Annotated in this window: 26 protein-coding genes; 11 read left to right on the top strand and 15 right to left on the bottom strand. The window is 57.6% G+C overall.

What is annotated here, in order from left to right:
- Positions 1-188 precede the first annotated feature (188 nt).
- Positions 189-626, top strand: coding sequence for a hypothetical protein (locus KR49_RS03550; protein ID WP_043691679.1), 438 nt, complete (start codon positions 189-191; stop codon positions 624-626).
- 52 nt (positions 627-678) lie between these two features.
- On the top strand, positions 679-1,011 hold the full coding sequence (locus KR49_RS03545) for a hypothetical protein (protein WP_043691676.1): 333 nt from the start codon (positions 679-681) through the stop codon (positions 1,009-1,011).
- Here KR49_RS03545 and KR49_RS03540 read toward each other — a convergent pair whose 3' ends face one another.
- The 6 genes from KR49_RS03540 to KR49_RS13205 all read right to left on the bottom strand — a co-directional run bounded on the left by KR49_RS03540 (position 1,012) and on the right by KR49_RS13205 (position 4,272).
- Positions 1,012-1,572 carry a pyridoxamine 5'-phosphate oxidase family protein gene (locus tag KR49_RS03540; RefSeq protein ID WP_043691673.1) on the bottom strand — a complete coding sequence of 187 codons (561 nt, stop codon included), beginning with the start codon at positions 1,570-1,572 and terminating at the stop codon, positions 1,012-1,014.
- Between the two features lie 6 nt (positions 1,573-1,578).
- A complete protein-coding gene (locus KR49_RS03535) occupies positions 1,579-2,493 on the bottom strand; it encodes a histone deacetylase (protein WP_043691670.1) in 915 nt (304 codons plus the stop codon).
- Positions 2,494-2,576: 83 nt separating this feature from the next.
- The gene (locus KR49_RS03530; RefSeq protein WP_043691666.1) at positions 2,577-2,828 is read right to left on the bottom strand and encodes a hypothetical protein; all 252 of its coding nucleotides are present in this window, start codon (positions 2,826-2,828) and stop codon (positions 2,577-2,579) included.
- 207 nt (positions 2,829-3,035) lie between these two features.
- Positions 3,036-3,407, bottom strand: a complete 372-nt coding sequence (locus KR49_RS03525; protein ID WP_043691665.1) for a hypothetical protein — start codon at positions 3,405-3,407, stop codon at positions 3,036-3,038.
- Positions 3,407-3,694: a hypothetical protein gene (locus tag KR49_RS03520; protein WP_043691663.1), complete on the bottom strand. Its 288-nt coding sequence runs from the start codon at positions 3,692-3,694 to the stop codon at positions 3,407-3,409. Before KR49_RS03520 ends, KR49_RS03525 begins: the two co-directional genes overlap by 1 nt.
- Positions 3,695-4,062: 368 nt before the next feature.
- Positions 4,063-4,272 (bottom strand): TIGR02450 family Trp-rich protein, encoded by a 210-nt coding sequence (locus KR49_RS13205; RefSeq protein WP_371257651.1) that lies wholly within the window; start codon positions 4,270-4,272, stop codon positions 4,063-4,065.
- 135 nt (positions 4,273-4,407) lie between these two features.
- Between KR49_RS13205 and KR49_RS14085 the strand changes: the two genes are divergently transcribed.
- From KR49_RS14085 to KR49_RS03510, 3 genes are all read left to right on the top strand, one after another.
- Entirely contained in the window at positions 4,408-4,578 is a 171-nt protein-coding gene (locus KR49_RS14085; RefSeq protein WP_162176151.1) for a hypothetical protein, read from the top strand.
- A gap of 290 nt (positions 4,579-4,868) precedes the next feature.
- On the top strand, positions 4,869-5,954 hold the full coding sequence (locus KR49_RS03515) for a hypothetical protein (RefSeq protein WP_043691661.1): 1,086 nt from the start codon (positions 4,869-4,871) through the stop codon (positions 5,952-5,954).
- A gap of 175 nt (positions 5,955-6,129) precedes the next feature.
- Entirely contained in the window at positions 6,130-6,336 is a 207-nt protein-coding gene (locus KR49_RS03510) for a hypothetical protein (protein WP_084187947.1), read from the top strand.
- A gap of 20 nt (positions 6,337-6,356) precedes the next feature.
- On the opposite strand, the gene KR49_RS14205 is transcribed toward KR49_RS03510, so the two are convergent.
- The 3 genes from KR49_RS14205 to KR49_RS13200 form a co-directional block, all read right to left on the bottom strand.
- Positions 6,357-6,494: a hypothetical protein gene (locus KR49_RS14205; RefSeq protein ID WP_173402122.1), complete on the bottom strand. Its 138-nt coding sequence runs from the start codon at positions 6,492-6,494 to the stop codon at positions 6,357-6,359.
- A 1,432-nt stretch (positions 6,495-7,926) separates the two neighbouring features.
- A complete protein-coding gene (locus KR49_RS03495) occupies positions 7,927-8,154 on the bottom strand; it encodes a hypothetical protein (RefSeq protein ID WP_156957088.1) in 228 nt (75 codons plus the stop codon).
- Between the two features lie 240 nt (positions 8,155-8,394).
- Positions 8,395-8,565 carry a conjugal transfer protein TrbI gene (locus KR49_RS13200; protein ID WP_071839648.1) on the bottom strand — a complete coding sequence of 57 codons (171 nt, stop codon included), beginning with the start codon at positions 8,563-8,565 and terminating at the stop codon, positions 8,395-8,397.
- Between the two features lie 119 nt (positions 8,566-8,684).
- On the opposite strand from KR49_RS13200, the gene KR49_RS03490 reads away from it, so the two are divergent.
- The 3 genes from KR49_RS03490 to KR49_RS03480 all read left to right on the top strand — a co-directional run bounded on the left by KR49_RS03490 (position 8,685) and on the right by KR49_RS03480 (position 9,674).
- Positions 8,685-8,900, top strand: a complete 216-nt coding sequence (locus tag KR49_RS03490) for a Nif11-like leader peptide family natural product precursor (RefSeq protein ID WP_043691649.1) — start codon at positions 8,685-8,687, stop codon at positions 8,898-8,900.
- A gap of 247 nt (positions 8,901-9,147) precedes the next feature.
- Positions 9,148-9,291 (top strand): hypothetical protein, encoded by a 144-nt coding sequence (locus KR49_RS14200; RefSeq protein WP_173402121.1) that lies wholly within the window; start codon positions 9,148-9,150, stop codon positions 9,289-9,291.
- 182 nt (positions 9,292-9,473) lie between these two features.
- Positions 9,474-9,674, top strand: coding sequence for a hypothetical protein (locus KR49_RS03480; RefSeq protein WP_043691645.1), 201 nt, complete (start codon positions 9,474-9,476; stop codon positions 9,672-9,674).
- A gap of 1,289 nt (positions 9,675-10,963) precedes the next feature.
- Here KR49_RS03480 and KR49_RS03470 read toward each other — a convergent pair.
- The 4 genes from KR49_RS03470 to KR49_RS14470 form a co-directional block, all read right to left on the bottom strand.
- Positions 10,964-11,410, bottom strand: a complete 447-nt coding sequence (locus KR49_RS03470; protein ID WP_043691641.1) for an MAPEG family protein — start codon at positions 11,408-11,410, stop codon at positions 10,964-10,966.
- A gap of 187 nt (positions 11,411-11,597) precedes the next feature.
- Positions 11,598-11,813: a hypothetical protein gene (locus tag KR49_RS13765; RefSeq protein WP_156957087.1), complete on the bottom strand. Its 216-nt coding sequence runs from the start codon at positions 11,811-11,813 to the stop codon at positions 11,598-11,600.
- 184 nt (positions 11,814-11,997) lie between these two features.
- Positions 11,998-12,255: a hypothetical protein gene (locus KR49_RS03465; RefSeq protein WP_043696665.1), complete on the bottom strand. Its 258-nt coding sequence runs from the start codon at positions 12,253-12,255 to the stop codon at positions 11,998-12,000.
- Positions 12,256-12,968: 713 nt separating this feature from the next.
- Complete coding sequence (locus tag KR49_RS14470; RefSeq protein ID WP_256381029.1) at positions 12,969-13,097, bottom strand: hypothetical protein; 129 nt, start codon at positions 13,095-13,097, stop codon at positions 12,969-12,971.
- A 123-nt stretch (positions 13,098-13,220) separates the two neighbouring features.
- On the opposite strand from KR49_RS14470, the gene KR49_RS13195 reads away from it, so the two are divergent.
- Positions 13,221-13,466, top strand: a complete 246-nt coding sequence (locus KR49_RS13195) for a DUF2973 domain-containing protein (protein WP_371257649.1) — start codon at positions 13,221-13,223, stop codon at positions 13,464-13,466.
- Between the two features lie 42 nt (positions 13,467-13,508).
- Here the strand turns inward: KR49_RS13195 and KR49_RS03450 are convergent, their stop codons facing one another.
- Entirely contained in the window at positions 13,509-13,751 is a 243-nt protein-coding gene (locus KR49_RS03450; protein WP_052378152.1) for a hypothetical protein, read from the bottom strand.
- A 466-nt stretch (positions 13,752-14,217) separates the two neighbouring features.
- On the opposite strand from KR49_RS03450, the gene KR49_RS03445 reads away from it, so the two are divergent.
- Positions 14,218-15,288 (top strand): site-specific integrase, encoded by a 1,071-nt coding sequence (locus KR49_RS03445; RefSeq protein WP_253912809.1) that lies wholly within the window; start codon positions 14,218-14,220, stop codon positions 15,286-15,288.
- A 150-nt stretch (positions 15,289-15,438) separates the two neighbouring features.
- Here the strand turns inward: KR49_RS03445 and KR49_RS14080 are convergent, their stop codons facing one another.
- A complete protein-coding gene (locus tag KR49_RS14080) occupies positions 15,439-15,825 on the bottom strand; it encodes a GIY-YIG nuclease family protein (protein ID WP_162176150.1) in 387 nt (128 codons plus the stop codon).
- A gap of 378 nt (positions 15,826-16,203) precedes the next feature.
- Between KR49_RS14080 and KR49_RS03435 the strand changes: the two genes are divergently transcribed.
- The gene (locus tag KR49_RS03435; protein ID WP_043691633.1) at positions 16,204-16,476 is read left to right on the top strand and encodes a DUF1651 domain-containing protein; all 273 of its coding nucleotides are present in this window, start codon (positions 16,204-16,206) and stop codon (positions 16,474-16,476) included.
- Positions 16,477-16,519: the final 43 nt, after the last annotated feature.

The raw sequence follows: 16,519 nt of genomic DNA, 5'->3' as shown, positions 1-16,519 counted from the left end.
CAAAGCTTGACCATCGCTGCCCATTTCGGCGAAATGGCGTCAATTCGTTCATCACTGCACTGACAAGCTCACACTCCCACCCGCGCGATCACAGCGGCCGCTTCCGATCCAGCGGTGCTCCCAAAGCGAGGGCCGTTCAGGTCTGGCTCAAGCCCGATGTTCTCCAGAGGCTTGACGCTTACTGCGCGATGTACGGCATCGGCCGGGGCAAGGCCATCGGCCATCTTCTCAAGGGAGCCCTTCCCGATCCCAGCTGGGTTCCCCATGATCTCGCCTTGCCGGGGCATGGCGATACGGAGTCGGCGGTCACGGGGGGGATTGATGTCCTGGAGGAGGAAGGTGCTGGTGATCCTGCATCCGATCCTGAGCTTGAGCATCTGCGACGGCAGCCGCGGCCGGCAGCCCGGTTCCGGGTGGGCGATCGGGTGAGCAACAACAGCGGTGGGCGTTTCGGGGTGATCGCACCGGAACCCAAGCAGTGGACCGATGCGGTTCGGCTCCCCGGTGGAGACCTGCGCGCCGGTCACTGGAGCTATGCCGTTGCCTGGGATGGGCAGATGGGTCTCACCATCCGTTACGCGGAGGATCTGCTCCGGTCGGCGCGCGAGTCGAGAAAAATCTGTTGAATCACTCCTTGGCGAGAGTGCATAGCTAGGGAGAGGGAAGTCCAGACCCGTCATGGGACGCTCGCTTCTTCCTCTCGTTCTCGTCTCACTGCTGGGGTCTGTGGCTCAAGCTGCTCCAGTGCAGGAGCTCATCGCGCGTCAGTCCATCCTGGATGCCGATCGCTCTCTGGTGGCAGCCGGCTGGCGACCATCACCGCAGCAGCAGCCGTCCGCGGCGGAGCGGGAGTGGTCCAAGGTGCCGTTGAAGAGTCTCAGCACCTGCTCCGGAACCGGTGCCGGTTTCTGCCGTTTCGACTACGTGCGGGATTCTCAGCGGCTGTCGGTGGTGACGGTGCCGTCCAGTCCGGGCAGGCCGTCGGTCGGGCGTGTGGAGCGCTGGTGGTGATCAGGGGTTGAGCCGCTGTTCGGCCCACCGCTGCGCCAGGGACCAGGTCAGCCTTCGGTGGGGGTGATGGCCGAGATCCAGCAGCTCCACACGCTCAATGGTGAGCGTCAGCACCAAAAAATGCTGAGGTGGTGGAGTCGTTTCCTCGATCTCGACCGGATACTCCACCCCGGCGTTGAAGGGCTGACCCGGCTCCGGCCAGGCCCACAGCGCCCGACCGCCAGGAGAGAGCTGTTTCCAGTGGTTGCGGCAATGGTCGGGGTCCTGCGCGATGGAACACAGTTCGATGGCTCCGCGGAACCGGTATTGCTGTTTGGCCTTCGGCAGCAGCCAGCAGGTCTCCACGGCCGGTTGATGGGTGAGTTCGGCGGTCTTGCTGCTGCGCCCGTCGGTGTAGAGCAGCATCCGGCTCTGCGCATCCCAGCCGCGGAACACCAGGGTGCGGACCCGTGGCGTTCCATCCGCTGCCGTGGTGGCCAGTTGCAGCCAGCGTGCTGCCGGTGTGCGGCCTTCGCGCTGCAGGGCGCTGCGCAGCAGAGGCCGCCAGGGGGGCAGGGTCATGACGATTCAGAGTCCATAAAGCCGCGCCTGTTCGACGGCGGCACGCACGACGATGGCGTGTCGCCTCACCAGTGGCTGAAGCGTGTCGTACCCCCCGCCGATCACGGTCGCGACCGGAAGGCGGCGCCTCAGGCAGGCATCCAGCACCAGTCTGTCGCGCTGCATCAGACCCTCATCGCTGAGGTCGAGTCGACCCAGCCGATCATCCCGGTGGGCATCGACACCGGCGTTGTAGAGCACCAGCTGGGGGCGGATCTCATCCAGCAGCCCGGGCAGCCTGTCACCGATCACGGCTAGGTATTCCTGATCGCCGGTGGCATCGGCAAGGGGCAGGTCATGATCACTGGCCACCTTGCGCAGTGGGAAATTGCTTGCCGCGTGAACCGACACGGTCACGACCCGGGGGTCATCGGCGAAACAGGCGGCGGTGCCATCCCCCTGATGCACGTCCAGATCCAGCACCAGCACGCTCTGCAGCTCGTTCCTCTCCAGCAGCACCCTGGCTGTGACGGCGCAGTCGTTGAAGATGCAGAAGCCACTACCGAAGTCCGGATGGGCATGGTGTGTTCCGCCTGCGAGATGGCAGGCCAGGCCATGACGCAGGGCCAGCCGGGCGCAGAGCAGCGTGCCTCCAACGGCCAGCCAGGTGCGCTGCACCAGCGGCCGTGTGGGCGGGAGTCCGATGCGTCGCTGCTCCGGACGTGTCAGCCGGTCGCCGCTGAAGGCTTCGTGGTAGCGGCGCGAATGAACCCGTTCGAGATCCCGCCGCGCCACACTCACCGGTCGGTGAAGTTGTGAGTGGCTGATCACACCCTGCGCCAGCAGAAGGTCGTGCAGCATCCGGAACTTCGCCATCGGAAACCGATGGGTGGATGGCAGCGGCGCCGAATAGAGCGGGTGATAGACGACAGGGATGGGCACAGGAACGGACCTTGTGGCCGTGAATGCCTGTTGATGCTGGATGGCGGAGCCTTCGATCGAGGCCGGTTGAAGGCCGATGCGTCTTAAGCCGAGCGGCGCTCCATCAGCCAGGCATTGAAGCCGCTGGTTTCCAGCTCGCTGATGCAGTCGCGGATCTTGTTCAGGTGGCTTCGCTTGATGCTGCCAAGTCGCTTGCCTTCTGTGCTGCCGAGCCCGGCTGACAGCCGGCGCTGATTGAGCAGATCCAGCTCGCGGTCGAGATGTTCCATCAGTGCGAGCAGGGAATAGCCGTGCCGGATCTGCTGTTCGCTAAGGGATGTGATGAAACGCCGCATCGGCCGTTCCTTAAGCCTCTTTTAACTCTGCCACGCTCCCCGCAGCACCTTCCAAAGAAAAAGGCTCCTGGCGAATGCCGGGAGCCTCACGTCCGTGTGAGGGGTGTCTCAAGCCCCTGCGGCCATTCTGACCTCCACTGATCGGCTCAAATGTGAAACAGAATGGCTGGACTGTGTCCAGGTGCGACCAAAACCTCGGATTGAGGTTCAGGGCCGCAACTCCGGCATCCCGATCTGCAGCTGCGGCCAGGTGAGCGTGGTCCCCTGCTCTGCGCTGCGCACCAGCAGCCCATAGGCCGTGTCGTTCTGCAGGGTGATCTTCACATTGCAGCTGTCCACAGCTGTCGCTCCCTTGCCGTCGCTTCGCCAGCGTCCGAGGCGACGGGCGGCGATGGTCCTTCCGTCCTCCAGGCTCAGCTCCAGAGTGTCCGGGGTCTGCAGGACCTCACAGGCTTGAGCCACTGCGTTGATGACGCACTGGGTGGTCCGTGCCTCCCTGGATGGTTCGGCTGTGGCGGGAAGCGTTGTGATCATCAGGCTGATCCAGCCAGCCAGCGTCAGTCGTCGGGAACGGCCCATCAGTTGAGGATCACAGTGTCCGTGGCCACGCAACGCGTCCAGGCTGTTTTGGGCAGCTTCGGGTTGTCGCGATCGGCGATCTTGTACATCAGCTTGAACTGGCAGAAGCCCTGTGTGTCTTTCAGAGGCGGGACATGAACCCGTACTTCTGGAAGATCCAGCTGGAACCGGGCTGATTTCTCCGGCTGGGAGTAGAAGATCGTTCCCGGTTTCACAGTGAAGATCCCCGCCGCTGCAGGCTGTGCCACAGCCGCCAGAGTCAGTGTTGCGGCCAGAATCGATCGCATCGTGCGTCTGAAAGAGGGCGACGCTAGGGAGTGAGTTTCCGAGCGTCAAGCGTCATACCCCTGCACCGCTATGACAATCAGGCATCTGTCTACGCCACATATGGGGCACAAAAAAGCCCCATGCGTCGCACGGGGCCGGGTGATGGGGACAACTTTATTCTGCATTGTCGGGTCAACGCCATATCTGGTGATTGCCAAATGAGTGACACCAGACCTATTGGTGAAGCGTGTGCTGGCGCCGGGGTTTCTCCTGATTAGTGTCAGCCCATGCCGGGTGATGGGGATCACCCGCGTCGATCATCAGCTCCGGGCGACCACGTCGGAGCTCTTTCCCTCTCCCCATCCCGGCCGCTCTGTTTCGTGAGTTGTCAAGCGTTTTCAGGTTCGTCCGGTGGAATCGTCTGCCAGCCGCTCTGCCACTGCGTTCGGTCCTGCAGTTCCTGAAAACTCTGTCTCAGCCTTACTTCTGGCGTGAGCACTGAAACCAGTTCCACCCAGCGCCCTGAGCCACGCCCCCCCTGCAGCACCAACCTGAAATGGCGTCGCCCCTCGCGGGGATGGCGGCTGGTCCACGCCAAGGCCGGTTTCCATGTCACAGAGATGCTGTGAGCGGATGGACTCCACGATCGTGATGGATGGGACGTCGATCGGTTGATCTGTCCGATCAGACGTTGCCGCTTCAGGCCAGACTTTGATGCTCATGGACCCTGGCCTTGACGAACTTCCGCATCGTTCGCGATGACAGCGAGGAGGACGCCATCACGCGCCTGCGCTTCGGCAGTTACGACGAGGCCTACGACGAACTGGAACGCTTTTATGCCGGTCTCTGTTGTTCGGATGACCGTGTGGAGTATTCGATCAAGAAGGTCTGCAGCCTTCCTTGAGGCAAGCCGCTGATAGCCACATTTTATTTTCCGGCAAGAGAGGTTATTTAAAGAGTTGTTACCTGAAGTCCAAAGACTTCCGTGGGTTAAATCAGTAGAAAAAATAAAAACGGAAGAAAACCTTATAAACGGCTCAGGTCGCTCCGTAGCAGGAGCCACGGTGTGGGAGTCCACCTTCACAAAGTTTTTCTTATTTAGGAAAAATGAAAACACCTCTGCTCCTAACTGCGCTTCTCCTGGCGGCTCCAGCGGCTGTTCATGCAAGCGTCGCCGGCTCGGATGACCCGAACATGGAGGGCTCCACCCAGCGCATGTTCATCATCAATGCCACCACGCCTGGCGGACTGACCTTCTCCGGTGCCGGCACAGCCACCTTCAACAATGCCGTCGGCACCTCCAACCAGTTCAACGTCGGCTCCAACACCAGCATCGGTGTGAACGGAAGCGTGTCGGCCACTCAGGAATTTGATGGCTTGTCCAACGGTGTGATGCAGATGGGGGCAGGCAGCAGCCTGATGCAGACCAACGGCACCTCCTCCTCCGCTGCTGCCACCCAGGCTGCTTCCTCTGCTGCCAACTCGGTTGCAACGGAAACGGCCATGCGTGAATCTCACAGCACGGGCTGGGAATCAGCCACGACGGCAACGAACCTGTCCTCCACGGAGACCGGCAACTACGGCAGCTACAACCGTGAGGGCGAGTGGGAGTGGACTGCTGATTACGACACCTCTTGGGGGGATCTGACTGCTGCGCAGCAGGCTTCCTATGGGACTTCAGGCCAGACCGCTTACGAAACCGAGCAGAGCAACTTCAACGAGTTCAAGAACGCCTACACCACGTCCTACAACCAGAACTACAACTCCAGCTACAGCTCTGCTTACAACAACGTCATCACCAACAGTTCCTCTTCCGCAAGCGAGTCATCAGCGACTGGCATCATCAAGGGTGAATTTCTCACCACGGAAGACTCCGTCACCGCCATCGGTCAGGAAGGGCAGTTGGGTGCCATCGTGAGCTCTGCCTTGGCAGCAGCGACCAGCACCGGAGCTGACGTTGGCTCATCATCCTGGACCGCTGCCTTCAACGCAGCGTATGAGGCTGGCTATCAGCAGTCCGTCGGTTCGACTAGCACTGTCAGTGACAGTCAGGTTTCCATCGAAGGCCTGGGTGCCATCGCCAGTGTGAATTCCGACGAAAATTCCAGTTTCACCGTGAATCTGGATCGCCTGGAAGCGTTCAAGTCCACAGGCACGCAGACCAATTCATCTGCGACAGCCAACGGTTCTGCCACAGCGACGTTGTCCACCAACTCCTTCGCGACTCAGAACAACCAGCGCACCGCGTCCGCCTTCATGCAGGCCTTCGCTGCCAATTGATCAAATCGCAAGTTCGATTGATTTGGGAGGGGCTTCGGCCCCTCCTGGTTTAAAACTGTTCAGGGATTGTTCATTTCATCAGCATGATCAGCTCTCGATGTCAGTGCTGATCATGCTGATTTTCTGTATCAGCCGCTGGCCACGATTGCCGACGTTGTTGTTCTGAAAGTACTTCATGTCCATGCATCGTTATCAGGTTTTCTACTGCGAGCAGCCTGACGGAAACGCAGGGTTTGAGCCCGTCATCGCGTCGGATGCCTACGAGGCCTGTCGGGAGATGGAACGCAGGCACCCAGGCGCTTTATTGGCTTCGATTGATGGTGAACTGACGGATGAGGTCACGGCAAGGAAGCTGTTTGCGCACTGGCTTAGCTCCATCTGACTGACGGGATTCCACCTGGATCACACAGGGATCTCCGCTTCGATGGTCCATCCTTCCTTGGTCAGCGCATCGGCTGCGTCAGACGCATCGCGAGAGCAAACATCCACGAGGCGAAACAGCTCGCCCTTGTAGCAATACAGCCTGGTTAAACCGATCACGGCGGGGACTCCCGGGTGTCGACAACGTCATCCAAGCTTCTCGGACCAGTTCGCGCAAGTCACCAGCTCCCATGCTTGCGGTTGGCGCGAATGGTGTGGTGAGCACAAAAAAACCGCTCCAGAGGTGGAGCGGGAGTCTTGGCCGTAGTAATCCCCATCACCCGGCACACCACCACATCTTGAGGTGTCGAGACGATTGTAGTACGAGATGTACCACAGATATGGGGCGTCAAGATTTCCTCAAGGAGTTTGTTGAGTTTGGTTTGTTCTGTGTCGTGTATCACTGCAGCACTAGATCTGGTGGCTTAGGGGGGGTAAGTTAGGTATCCCCATCACCCGGCCTGCCCCAGAGGCAGGCTTTTTTATTGGTCGGACACCATGTGTGGTGTTTTTGAGTGCGACGACGCCAGGTCAGCCTCGAGAACGATGGGTGGTGGCCTGCAATCGGAAGCATCTGATCAGAGGAAGGCAGGACCAGCCCGTGACCGGGCCGCTGCAGTCCAGTCAAGAGAACAGATCCAGAAGCTCTTCTTTGTGAGCACGCCGACGTTGAGCGGAATCCAGCGAGGATCCAGCAGAATCAGTAAAGATGCTCAGCCGACAGGCCAAAGCACGACATGGACGGTGGGTGCCATCATCAACGATGGTTCCGACCGCGGATCCGTTGGATAAATGAAGGGTCATCGAAAATCTTTGAATGCCGATGGTCTATCGAAAATTTCACAGATCTTCAGGACGGTTTGCCGTACTCAGTTCATCAAGGATGAGCCAATCGACAAGGTTGATTCCTTATCTCGGCTCAATCCCCAGTTTCTGGATCCGCATCAAAGCAATAACAGATCTTCAATGCTTTCGATGACTGGACTTGTTCATTCAATCCGGACCTTGGCTTGGCTTCATCTGTTGGATCTGAAATCACATCCTCCAACTGAGGGATTGAAGCAAAGTCCGACATCCCCTAATTGGGGGATGTCGGATCCGTTTCTTTGAACAAAACTTGAGCTCACGACTGTGAGGTGCCGTGGTTGTTCTTCCACAACTGAAATTGAAGGCTGAACGTGATGAACTCATCAGGTTGATGTGCAGACCCTTGCATCAGCAGGCCAGTGACCAGTGCATCAAGGAGTCATTCACCACGTTCGTCTATGGGATGGGCAATAGGAGTGTGCTGGACTGCCTTGCTGTGATGAAGGTGTCATCAGCCGTGAAGTAGTTGTCAGAACCAATCACCTCTTTCTTCCAGCCAATTGCTGAGTCGGCCAGAAACTTTGATGATTGTTTTGATGAATAAATGGAAAGTTTGTGATCAACGTGTGATCAATCTCAACTCAGTCAGATCAATCGGATAATCTCTCCATCGTCTGTTACGAGGTGAGTCGAAGTCTTCTCTGGCCGGCGTTCACAATGGTCTCCCAGGCGTGACGGGTGTGGGTCATGTCTTGTCAGAACGACCCCAGAAACCATGTGGTGATTGGGGTGTGGGAGTGGAGTGAACCATGATTGGTCCCTCGTTCTGCGCTTTGAGTTTCGCCTGCTCGTTCAGCTCCGCTTGGAGAAAGATGCCAACTAGCGAAAACATGACGATCACAAGCACTGCTGCGACCAGATACATGACAGATCGTGCGACAGCTTCGTCTTGCATTCGGCTTGATTCGCTCACGGCGCAGCGCTGAAAGGCCTTGACGGTTTATCAGGCTCAGCGTGCGAGTGCGATTACGAATCATTCTCTTTTGTATTGGCGTTTAACGAACTGGGTAGGGGTTGACACTTCTGACAGTCTTGGTGAGTTTCCGTGTTGTTCCTCCCCACAGGCTAGAAACATCGATATCGCCTGGCCCTAATGGGTCTGCCTTGAGGCATTGCCGTGGGGTATCAAACACCTGAGATTGAACGTGGGGCTTCAGTCACCGCAAGAACATCCGCACGATCCTGCCCCATGGCAAGGTTCATGATTCAGGTGTCCTGTCGAACAGGCTTCTGAGCAAAAGACTTTGCCTCCAACAACGACAGCCTTGGCTTCTTCAACTTGGCATGTGCACTTCAGGCAGGCACACGGACTTGTCGTGGTCATGTTGAATTATCGATTTACTATCAGTCTACTGCTGCCGGGCACGTTTTCATTGGCCCCGGACGAGCCGTCGTTCCGTAGGTTCTAGCAGTGCCACACTGGCCACCTCGTGTGGGTGTGCCATGGCCCTGGATCAGCTCAAGGCGTTCATCCTGAAAATGCAGGCTGACGACGCCCTCAAGCAAGCCGTTTTGGCGGCATCGACAGCGGATGATGTCGCCAAAATCGCCGACGGGCTGGGTTTTGAGTTCAGTGGCGATGAGCTGCTGCGGTTCAATGGGCAGAAAGTTGGAACGGTCACTGTGGTGAAGCCGGATCACCCGGGCGAGTACCACTGATGCTGGGAGCCACTGAGCTGGTGCTCCTCGGTATCGCGTTCCTCGGTCTTCAGGCTTGGTGGCTCGGCAGGGTTTTTCTGGCTCGTCCAAGGCAGCCCAGACCGCTAGGCAAGCCAATGAGAGCGAACTCACTCCAGGGTGAACGGAATGTGCTGCAGAGAATCTTCGATCAATCCTGATCAGCACCCAGCGGATTGCATTCCTATCGGAACGCGGTTTCATGATTGAAATACAGATATCCCGCGTGATGCCCGAGCTCCTGAAGCGTCAGATTGAACGCCTGGAAATCGCCATTGACTTGTCGACGGACTGGCTCGAGATCCAATACCTGATTTCTGAGTTGGATCAACTCAAAGCCCTGTACGACGAAGCAGAGATTGATGCGGCTTAGCCCTTTTGAACTTGATGAGAGCCGTGGTTGTTGTTCAACCAGCCTCGTGTCATCCATTCGCGTCACCCCTGGGGTGATGAAGGTTCTGGATCGGCGCAAGGTGGTTGTGACTTTGGTAGCAGCTGAGCCTTGAACAATCAGGTTCAGGGGAGTTATGAGGGCTCCAGCTGGTTCATGAACCGTTGTCTGAGATCCACAGCTGCATCTCATTGATCGAGCAAGCTGCCGGTTTACCGATCACTGCACCGGCTGAGATTGCCGATCTCACGTTCCAGCTCTGCAACATGGGTGGCGAGCTGGTGTCAGTGGAAGGCTTTGGCGAAGGCCTTGGCAATGCGCTGAATCATGCAACGGGCTCCAGCGCCTGGATTGCTCAGGGTTAGTGTTCGCTGAAGCCGTCTGCCTCTCAAGCCTCCGACTCCTGATGCGGGCTGTCAATGGAGCTTGGAGGCTCCGATCGGGCATTGGGCACTGGCCATTTGTCGCAGAACAGCTGCCGTGGCGCTGCGGTTGTTGAATGCTCGATAGACGGCGAGCTGATTGCTCAAGTCCTGGCATTGCCTGTTTTGGGAGTCCATGAGAGATGTCCTGGATGCACAAACCATGACTCCTGACCCGCAGCAGGAGATGTGCCAGATGCCACCAACCGATGCCTGGGCTCATGGCCGAGGTCGTCGAGGGTTGGGTGGATTTGCATTCCGCAACACAAATCCTGATATTTGTGTGTCTGTGAGATAATCAATAAACGCGAATGGCCAAGAGACCACAACGCGCGATCCAGATAACGGAGCAGACCAAGTGAGCAAGAAAGGACTCCAACCATTTCTGATGGGTTTGGCCAAGACCATTCGTAAGAACAAAAGCAAAAAACAGGTTGAACTGACCGGTTACGAATCGGCTCAGCGCAAACGCTTTCTCCGTTCTGAAGCGGAAGATGCCTCTTGAGCTCCGGGCAAGGTGTTCGCACCAACCTCAGCAAGCCTGCATGCATTCCCATGAGGAACAGGGTGTCTGTTGGTCGTCCATGGGGAAGTGCGGAGAGCTTGTCGCCTACCGAACGCTTCGTCTGTACACAGCCTGTTCAATCTCTGGAAATGCGTAGGGAGACTGATTGACCTGCTGCTTGATTGCTTTCAAGCATGCATGTGATCCGTCGGAATACCCTTCGTCAATGACAGTCTGGAGTGCATTTCTCCAGCGCATTCCCTCTGCCAGCAAGCTCTCAAGCTGGTAAGCAGCTTCGTAGCTCATGCATGTGCCCGCCTGAGCAGCCGCGGGCAACATCAAACCAAGGGCAAGGATGGAAAGCAATGGCTGATGCGATGCAATGGACTCAGTCAGGAGCCTAATCCGCTTGATCGGGGCCACTTCACTGGCCCATCGGTCCGGCAGTCACAACCGATACAGATTCTTGGTAAAGTATTCAAATCGTTGGCCTGGGATTCCCGGGTGCAGTTCGTCTCAAGCCATGCAACGGGGGCTTGGGCGCTGTGGAGCGACGTTATGTCTCCTCTCCCTCTGATCCAGGCTCGTCTTCTGCGTGCGCAACGTCTTGCTGCCGCTCAGAAGCTGATGGCCAGGACGTCACTTAAAAAGTGACACTGCAGCCGCTCCTCCTGGGGCGGCTTTTTTTGCTTTCCGATCGTTCATCACGCTGGATTGCCTGGACCCATCACATCAGCGCATTGAATCCTGTGAAGTACAGAATTCCACTGCAAACCAGGCCGAGCATCCAAAACACTGATCTGGCGAGTGGCACGTTGAACACATAGGCGCTGATATAGGCCACTCGAAACAATGGGTGTGCCAAAGCGGCATACAGGGTGATCACGGGAAGCGTCTGACCGTTGAAGCTTGCAATCACGGCCAGCAGTGTTGCTGGTGCGTGGATCGTGAACGATTCAAAACTATTTTGCTGTGCCCAGCTAGCACGTTTCCCCCAGGCAGGGTACCGATCAAACATTGTGCGAAGCGCAGCCAGATCCTTGATTTCAAGCTTTGCTTGAAAGCGAGCGATATAGATCAGAATGATGCTGATCAGCAGCGTGCCGAGTGAAAGGACAAGTGACCAGACGTATGGTGTAGTGCTTACAACCGAGGAGTGCGATAGCGCAGTCATCAGGCGTTTGTGGTGGCATGAACTGCTGACAATTTAGAAAGTTGGGGCGAAAAAATCCTTGCCGTGGGAGAGCGCCACTTTTTTAATCGGATCTGGCTAGCAATCTGCTGCGTGTGTTCTCAATGCCAACTCCCATTCGGCAGGATCCTGTTTCAGGCAGGTGTCACCTCCTGCGAGACGGGGCTTGTCAGCCGCCATTGCAATATCGAACGGCACCGGCCATTCCATTCAATTCAATGGATCCCGGCCTTTGGTTGGCTGGAATGTTCATGATTGTGTAGACGCATGCGTTGTGGTTTTTGGCTTGTTGAGAATTCTGTGCAAGGTTGGACAGGCCGGCATCGACGATGAGCAGGATGCCGACCAGCGTTCCTGTTGAGACTGTCGCCAGGAGTGGCAGCAAGTGTGCATTGAGAAGGTCGCGCGTTTTTGACATTGATGTTGTGCTTCTCTCCTGGTTCTAACGCCATCGCAATGGCTGTGTTCAGCTCCATTGCTCTCTGTTCGGCTTCTCACGCTACGACGGATGAACCTGTTTTTCCCAACGTGCTGACAGGAAGGAAATGCTTTGTCTGTGTGGTTGTTGCTTAACGGCCTTCACAATGCTCGACAGCTTTTAAGTAATTGACCTTGCCGGGGCCTTGCTGGCTCTCGGGATTGATGGCGTTGCGCATCTGAATCTGCGCATCGACGCAGCGATTGAAACGATGGTGCCTGACCGCCTGTGGCACGAGCAGCACTCCGATGCTGATCAGACTCAAGGTGCAGAGAGCGGAAAGGACCGGATAGGCATGGGCGCGGACCATCTCGCGGACAGACAGCGGGCTGTTGCTGTGGTCGGTCATGACTGTGTGGTGGGCGTTGTTGCTTGTGGCCCCCATCTGCTCGATGGATCAAGGGGCCGAATGAAACCCATTTCGCCGAAGATAAGCGGCAGCTCTGCGCCTGGGCGTGGATTTGGCATCCGGGGCTGCCAGAGATGCCTCGAGTCGCAGGACAACGGCCTCGCGCTTCGCCGATGTTCGATCGCGCGGAACGAATGCTGAGCCGTTCCAGAACAGTGACGTCATGATCACTCAACATCGATGCCCAAGCCCCCGTTCCCTGGCTTGGATCGAGCTGCGCTCCCCGGGTGGCGGAGTGAACGATGGGTAGCTGTTGCTACAAAACCGTTGTAGTCCGGCTGGCCTTCGCTGTCCACGGCAGCCGTGGGAGGTTGTGGGCGTCAGCAGGAATGGTGTTCGTCGTTCTCCTGTTTGTCCTGGATTGGATCAAGTGGACGTGGCTGTGGCGATGCCCCGATCGTGTCCTGGCTGTCCAGGCAGGAGGAACACAGCAGCTTGCCTTTGTGGCGCCAGTAGGTCGCCATGGATCGTTCAATGCGCATGTTGCAGCCATGGCATCGGAACAGAGGCATCGTTTGCGGGCAACGCAGGCCTTCTAACGCGGCAGCATTCTCCGCCTTGTGTCTATGAAGGCAGCTTTGCAGGCGAGCAGGACGTGTCAGGGTCGTGTCGGGGTGGTGCCGGCAGCGGGATGCCTTGCCAAGCAATTGCCATCAGCCCCCGAGGTGGCTCACCACGGCGCTGAGGTTCATGCCTGCCTTCTGATACCCGGCGACAGCCAGAGCGACGACAGAGAAATTCAGCAGCAGAAACGTTGTGACCAGCTTGATTTCATCTTTCATCAATCCACGATGATCGGCCATTCCGGTGACTGTGAGCGAGGTGTTCAGCCCGTGACCGTCTGTCAAAACAACATGAACGCGCTGGGCGGCCGCAGCCGTTAACGTTTCTTCATAATATTTGCGATGCAGATGCTCGGAATTCTTTTTCCGTTGGCCTACGCCGTTGTGTTCATTTGTTTGCTCCTGCAGGCCTTTCGAATGATGAGAGTGTCTGCCAACTCAGCGTCATCGGCGCCATCGGACAGAACAGGGTTGCAAACTGTTCATCCGGAATTGCTGGATCAAAACGGACGAGTCACCAGTGAAGAGCTTTGGGCTGTTCGTTTTTCAGAGCAGGGAGAAGCCGGCTGGGCAGCCGAGGCGGGCTGACGTCGAGAGTCACGGCCGCTGGGCGAATTCCATCCATCGAGGTCAGAGCAGGCCTTTGGCTTTCAGCACTGCGACCCGGATGCCGCCGAGCTTTGCCCAGCAATTCAGCGCCGCTTCTCTGGAGCTGTGCGGTCGCCAATCATCTTCCGCCACCCTGCGGTCGATCAAGGCGGCAACACGCTCAACAACGGCCTGATCACTGGGAACGCTCAGCTTGATGATCTGACCATTCACCGTGATTTGAGATTGGAGGGATCTGTCGGAGCCCTGCTGATTTCGTGCCATGGCAGAAGCGCTGATTGGACATCTCCCCAATCACCCGCAGGAAGAGAGAGGTTGAGCTCACGGCAGGACGATCCGCGCATCGTGATGATCTCACCCTGGCGATAAAAAACCCGATGCCGACGGCACCGGGTTCGCGTAAGCGGTTTGGGGCACCGCTCAGATGGCAATCGGGGAGACAGGATTCGAACCTGCGGCATCTTGCTCCCAAAGCAGCACCCCTGTTTCGCGTCTGACTCGTTTACTCCAGTCGTGATGCGAGTTCTGACTGGGTTTGGCTGCCATGAGGTGTCACCTGCTGTCACTAGCTGCTTGACGTTTTGCACACATTTTGCACACACTTTGGTAGCAACATGCCTCTCCCGGGATGCCAGCCATCTCCTTCAGCGAGCCCTGGGTCAAGCCCTTTCGCGATCAAGTGCGTGTGTCATGTGGATCGGGCTGGAAGGTGCTCAACAGCCGTGGTCGGATGCGTTTGCAAGTTCAGGACGTTGGCAGCGTTTCTCTGCCTTATGCCTGGACCCTTGAGGGCTCCACTCAGGCCCTGCCCCGCATTCAGCAGATCTTCAAGCGGTGGGCTGGTGGACAGATCACCCTTGCCGCTGCAGCGCAGAACGCCAACACCGCCAGCAGCCATCAGCAGCTGGATTGCAGCCAGTTGATCGAAAAATATCGGCAGTTTGTCCCTAACGCTGGTGATACCACCTGGAAGACGTTCTATCTGCCAGTCCTGCGTAACTGCACCAAGGCATTCGAAGGCAAACCACCCGTGGACGGCGAGGCGTTGGCGATGCAATGCCTTGCGCAATGGGAGCAGGGCTCACGCATGCGTCAGACGTCTCGTCAGAAGCTGTACGGCTTCCTGAACTGGGCGGTGCAGCGCGGACACCTCAAGCCCATTTACAGCCCGCCTGCGGCGCTTCCAGAGGTGCTGAAGGCCAAGCGCATCGGATACCCCCTCAGTGATGCTCAGATCCTCCAGCTGCTGGACAACCTCCCCAAAGGCGAAGTGCATGACCGCTGGCGGTTCGCTATTCAGCTCTGTGCTGTTTATGGGCTCCGTCCTGAAGAGCTACGCCACCTCCGCATCAAGGACGGGGCAGACGGACCGGAGCTGTGGACGATCTATCAGAAATCGATGGGCGGCACTAAAGGAGCCAAGACGGAACCCCGCAGGCTGCACCCGCTGCTTCTGCGTGATGCCGATGGCACTGCCATCGATTGGAATCTCCAGGCACGCCTGCAGGTCGGTGAGCAGCTCCCGCCGTTAAACCGCAACGGCGATGGTGGGCAGGCGCTGAATCAGTACCTGCGCCGTCGTGCGTTCTGGATGGCGCTGCGTGATGAAGCCGAGCACCAGGGCGAACAGCTGACGCCGTACAGCTTTCGCCATCGATATGCCAAACAGGCTCACGCGGCACGGCTTGCCGTTGCAGAGATCAGCGAGGCGATGGGCCACACCATCGAGGTGCATCTGAAGTCGTATGCACGTTTCAAGCCAGATGCGACGGCAGCAAATTTTGCGGCGGTCAACCGTTAATGACTCTGCACGTCAATCAACTCGCCGTTAACTGGCAGCAGATTGTTAACCCGGTTAACAACTCTCAATAAGCGACGCTAGTTGAAAACCGTGCCGCAGGATGACCCATGGCCGTTTTGGCCAGAAAGGACCCAAGCCGGTGGGGTTCGCTCACCGCTTGTCGGATTTCGCCATGGAAGCCACCACTTGCTGCAGCTCTGCTGGTCTCAGGATGAAAATCTCAGTTCCAGGCCGCCTGTAAGCAGCAAATTGCTTGTGTAGCTCTTTCTCCCGATGCAGAGCTGCCGGTCCATCCTGATGGGCTTCATGAGCGATCAGCTCACAGGGTCCGAACTGCTTGATTCGGTTTGGGATTGATGAGGCCTTGCCGATCTTGAAGAAGCCAGCACCGCTCGCGGTCTCCTCGAACGTGAGCAGCCGGACGAGATAAACAAATGAATCTCGCCGTATCTCAAGGGATTCGACTGCGAATGCTTGCCCCCCTTCACGCTTAAGGATTCGAGGCGGGTTCCCCCAGCGCTGCGCAATGGATGCCATGAGTGGCTTTGTTGCTTGGGGGCTGGAGCGAATCGTGAATGAAGTTCCGTCTTCCCACGTCGCTGTCCACTTCGTGCCCCGCCTGCATTCCCTCGGATGATGCCCGCCCATCAGGCAGTCCATCCCCTCCTCTAAGCGAGGGACTCCAGCATGTCTAAACGCATCGGCTTTCCAGTACGTCCACACCGTTCCCTTGGACTGATTCGCGGGGTCTTTCCACTGTTTGCAATACCAGTAATTTTCCAAAGCCCCGGCATAAAACTGCTCCAACAAGAGAATGGGACTGATCAGCTCAGACCACATCCCCTGAAAGGGGGAGTGTGGCGGTCGTGAAATCCGTCCCCAGCACAGGTAGCCGTGTTGGCCAGACTTCATCCCATGCCGAGCAAGGATCGTGCCACGCATGACCCCCCGGAGAAGCCCGGTGGCGAAGGATGGCTGGCGAATGCTGATCAGCAGAAGCTCGTTCAGTTCAAGCCCGATTCAGCGACCGCTCATGCACAGTGGGTTGCCGTGCGCACCTACAGATGGGTGCCACCCAGGCCACCCGAACCGATGACGCGCAGACGGATGCTGCGGCATAACGCGATCGAGGCATGGGAGACGATGATCAAAACAGGCTGGGTCCGGTGCAGACCGCCTGTGCGGTAGTCATCCGTCAGTTGAGGGAAGCAGAGCTGCGATCCATACTTGG

The sequence above is a fragment of the Synechococcus sp. KORDI-49 genome (assembly GCF_000737575.1).
Taxonomy (GTDB): Bacteria; Cyanobacteriota; Cyanobacteriia; order PCC-6307; family Cyanobiaceae; genus Parasynechococcus.
The sequence above is the reverse complement of the archived record's forward strand: the minus strand, read 5'-3'. Positions and strand labels throughout refer to the sequence as shown.

Excerpts from the sequence above, each read along its gene's own strand:
- KR49_RS03525 (WP_043691665.1), bottom strand. The coding sequence starts at position 3,407 with ATGGGCCGTTCCCGACGACTGACGCTGGCTGGCTGGATCAGCCTGATG.
- KR49_RS03530 (WP_043691666.1), bottom strand. The coding sequence starts at position 2,828 with ATGCGGCGTTTCATCACATCCCTTAGCGAACAGCAGATCCGGCACGGC.
- KR49_RS03515 (WP_043691661.1), top strand. The coding sequence starts at position 4,869 with ATGGAGGGCTCCACCCAGCGCATGTTCATCATCAATGCCACCACGCCT.
- KR49_RS03445 (WP_253912809.1), top strand. The coding sequence starts at position 14,218 with ATGCGTTTGCAAGTTCAGGACGTTGGCAGCGTTTCTCTGCCTTATGCC.
- KR49_RS14200 (WP_173402121.1), top strand. The coding sequence starts at position 9,148 with ATGCCCGAGCTCCTGAAGCGTCAGATTGAACGCCTGGAAATCGCCATT.
- KR49_RS03490 (WP_043691649.1), top strand. The coding sequence starts at position 8,685 with ATGGCCCTGGATCAGCTCAAGGCGTTCATCCTGAAAATGCAGGCTGAC.
- KR49_RS03450 (WP_052378152.1), bottom strand. The coding sequence starts at position 13,751 with ATGGCACGAAATCAGCAGGGCTCCGACAGATCCCTCCAATCTCAAATC.
- KR49_RS14470 (WP_256381029.1), bottom strand. The coding sequence starts at position 13,097 with ATGAAAGATGAAATCAAGCTGGTCACAACGTTTCTGCTGCTGAATTTC.
- KR49_RS03465 (WP_043696665.1), bottom strand. The coding sequence starts at position 12,255 with ATGACCGACCACAGCAACAGCCCGCTGTCTGTCCGCGAGATGGTCCGC.
- KR49_RS03545 (WP_043691676.1), top strand. The coding sequence starts at position 679 with ATGGGACGCTCGCTTCTTCCTCTCGTTCTCGTCTCACTGCTGGGGTCT.
- KR49_RS03435 (WP_043691633.1), top strand. The coding sequence starts at position 16,204 with ATGCCGAGCAAGGATCGTGCCACGCATGACCCCCCGGAGAAGCCCGGT.
- KR49_RS14080 (WP_162176150.1), bottom strand. The coding sequence starts at position 15,825 with ATGGCATCCATTGCGCAGCGCTGGGGGAACCCGCCTCGAATCCTTAAG.
- KR49_RS13200 (WP_071839648.1), bottom strand. The coding sequence starts at position 8,565 with ATGACCACGACAAGTCCGTGTGCCTGCCTGAAGTGCACATGCCAAGTT.
- KR49_RS03520 (WP_043691663.1), bottom strand. The coding sequence starts at position 3,694 with ATGCGATCGATTCTGGCCGCAACACTGACTCTGGCGGCTGTGGCACAG.
- KR49_RS13195 (WP_371257649.1), top strand. The coding sequence starts at position 13,221 with ATGCAGATGCTCGGAATTCTTTTTCCGTTGGCCTACGCCGTTGTGTTC.
- KR49_RS03550 (WP_043691679.1), top strand. The coding sequence starts at position 189 with ATGTACGGCATCGGCCGGGGCAAGGCCATCGGCCATCTTCTCAAGGGA.
- KR49_RS03540 (WP_043691673.1), bottom strand. The coding sequence starts at position 1,572 with ATGACCCTGCCCCCCTGGCGGCCTCTGCTGCGCAGCGCCCTGCAGCGC.
- KR49_RS03470 (WP_043691641.1), bottom strand. The coding sequence starts at position 11,410 with ATGACTGCGCTATCGCACTCCTCGGTTGTAAGCACTACACCATACGTC.
- KR49_RS03510 (WP_084187947.1), top strand. The coding sequence starts at position 6,130 with ATGTCCATGCATCGTTATCAGGTTTTCTACTGCGAGCAGCCTGACGGA.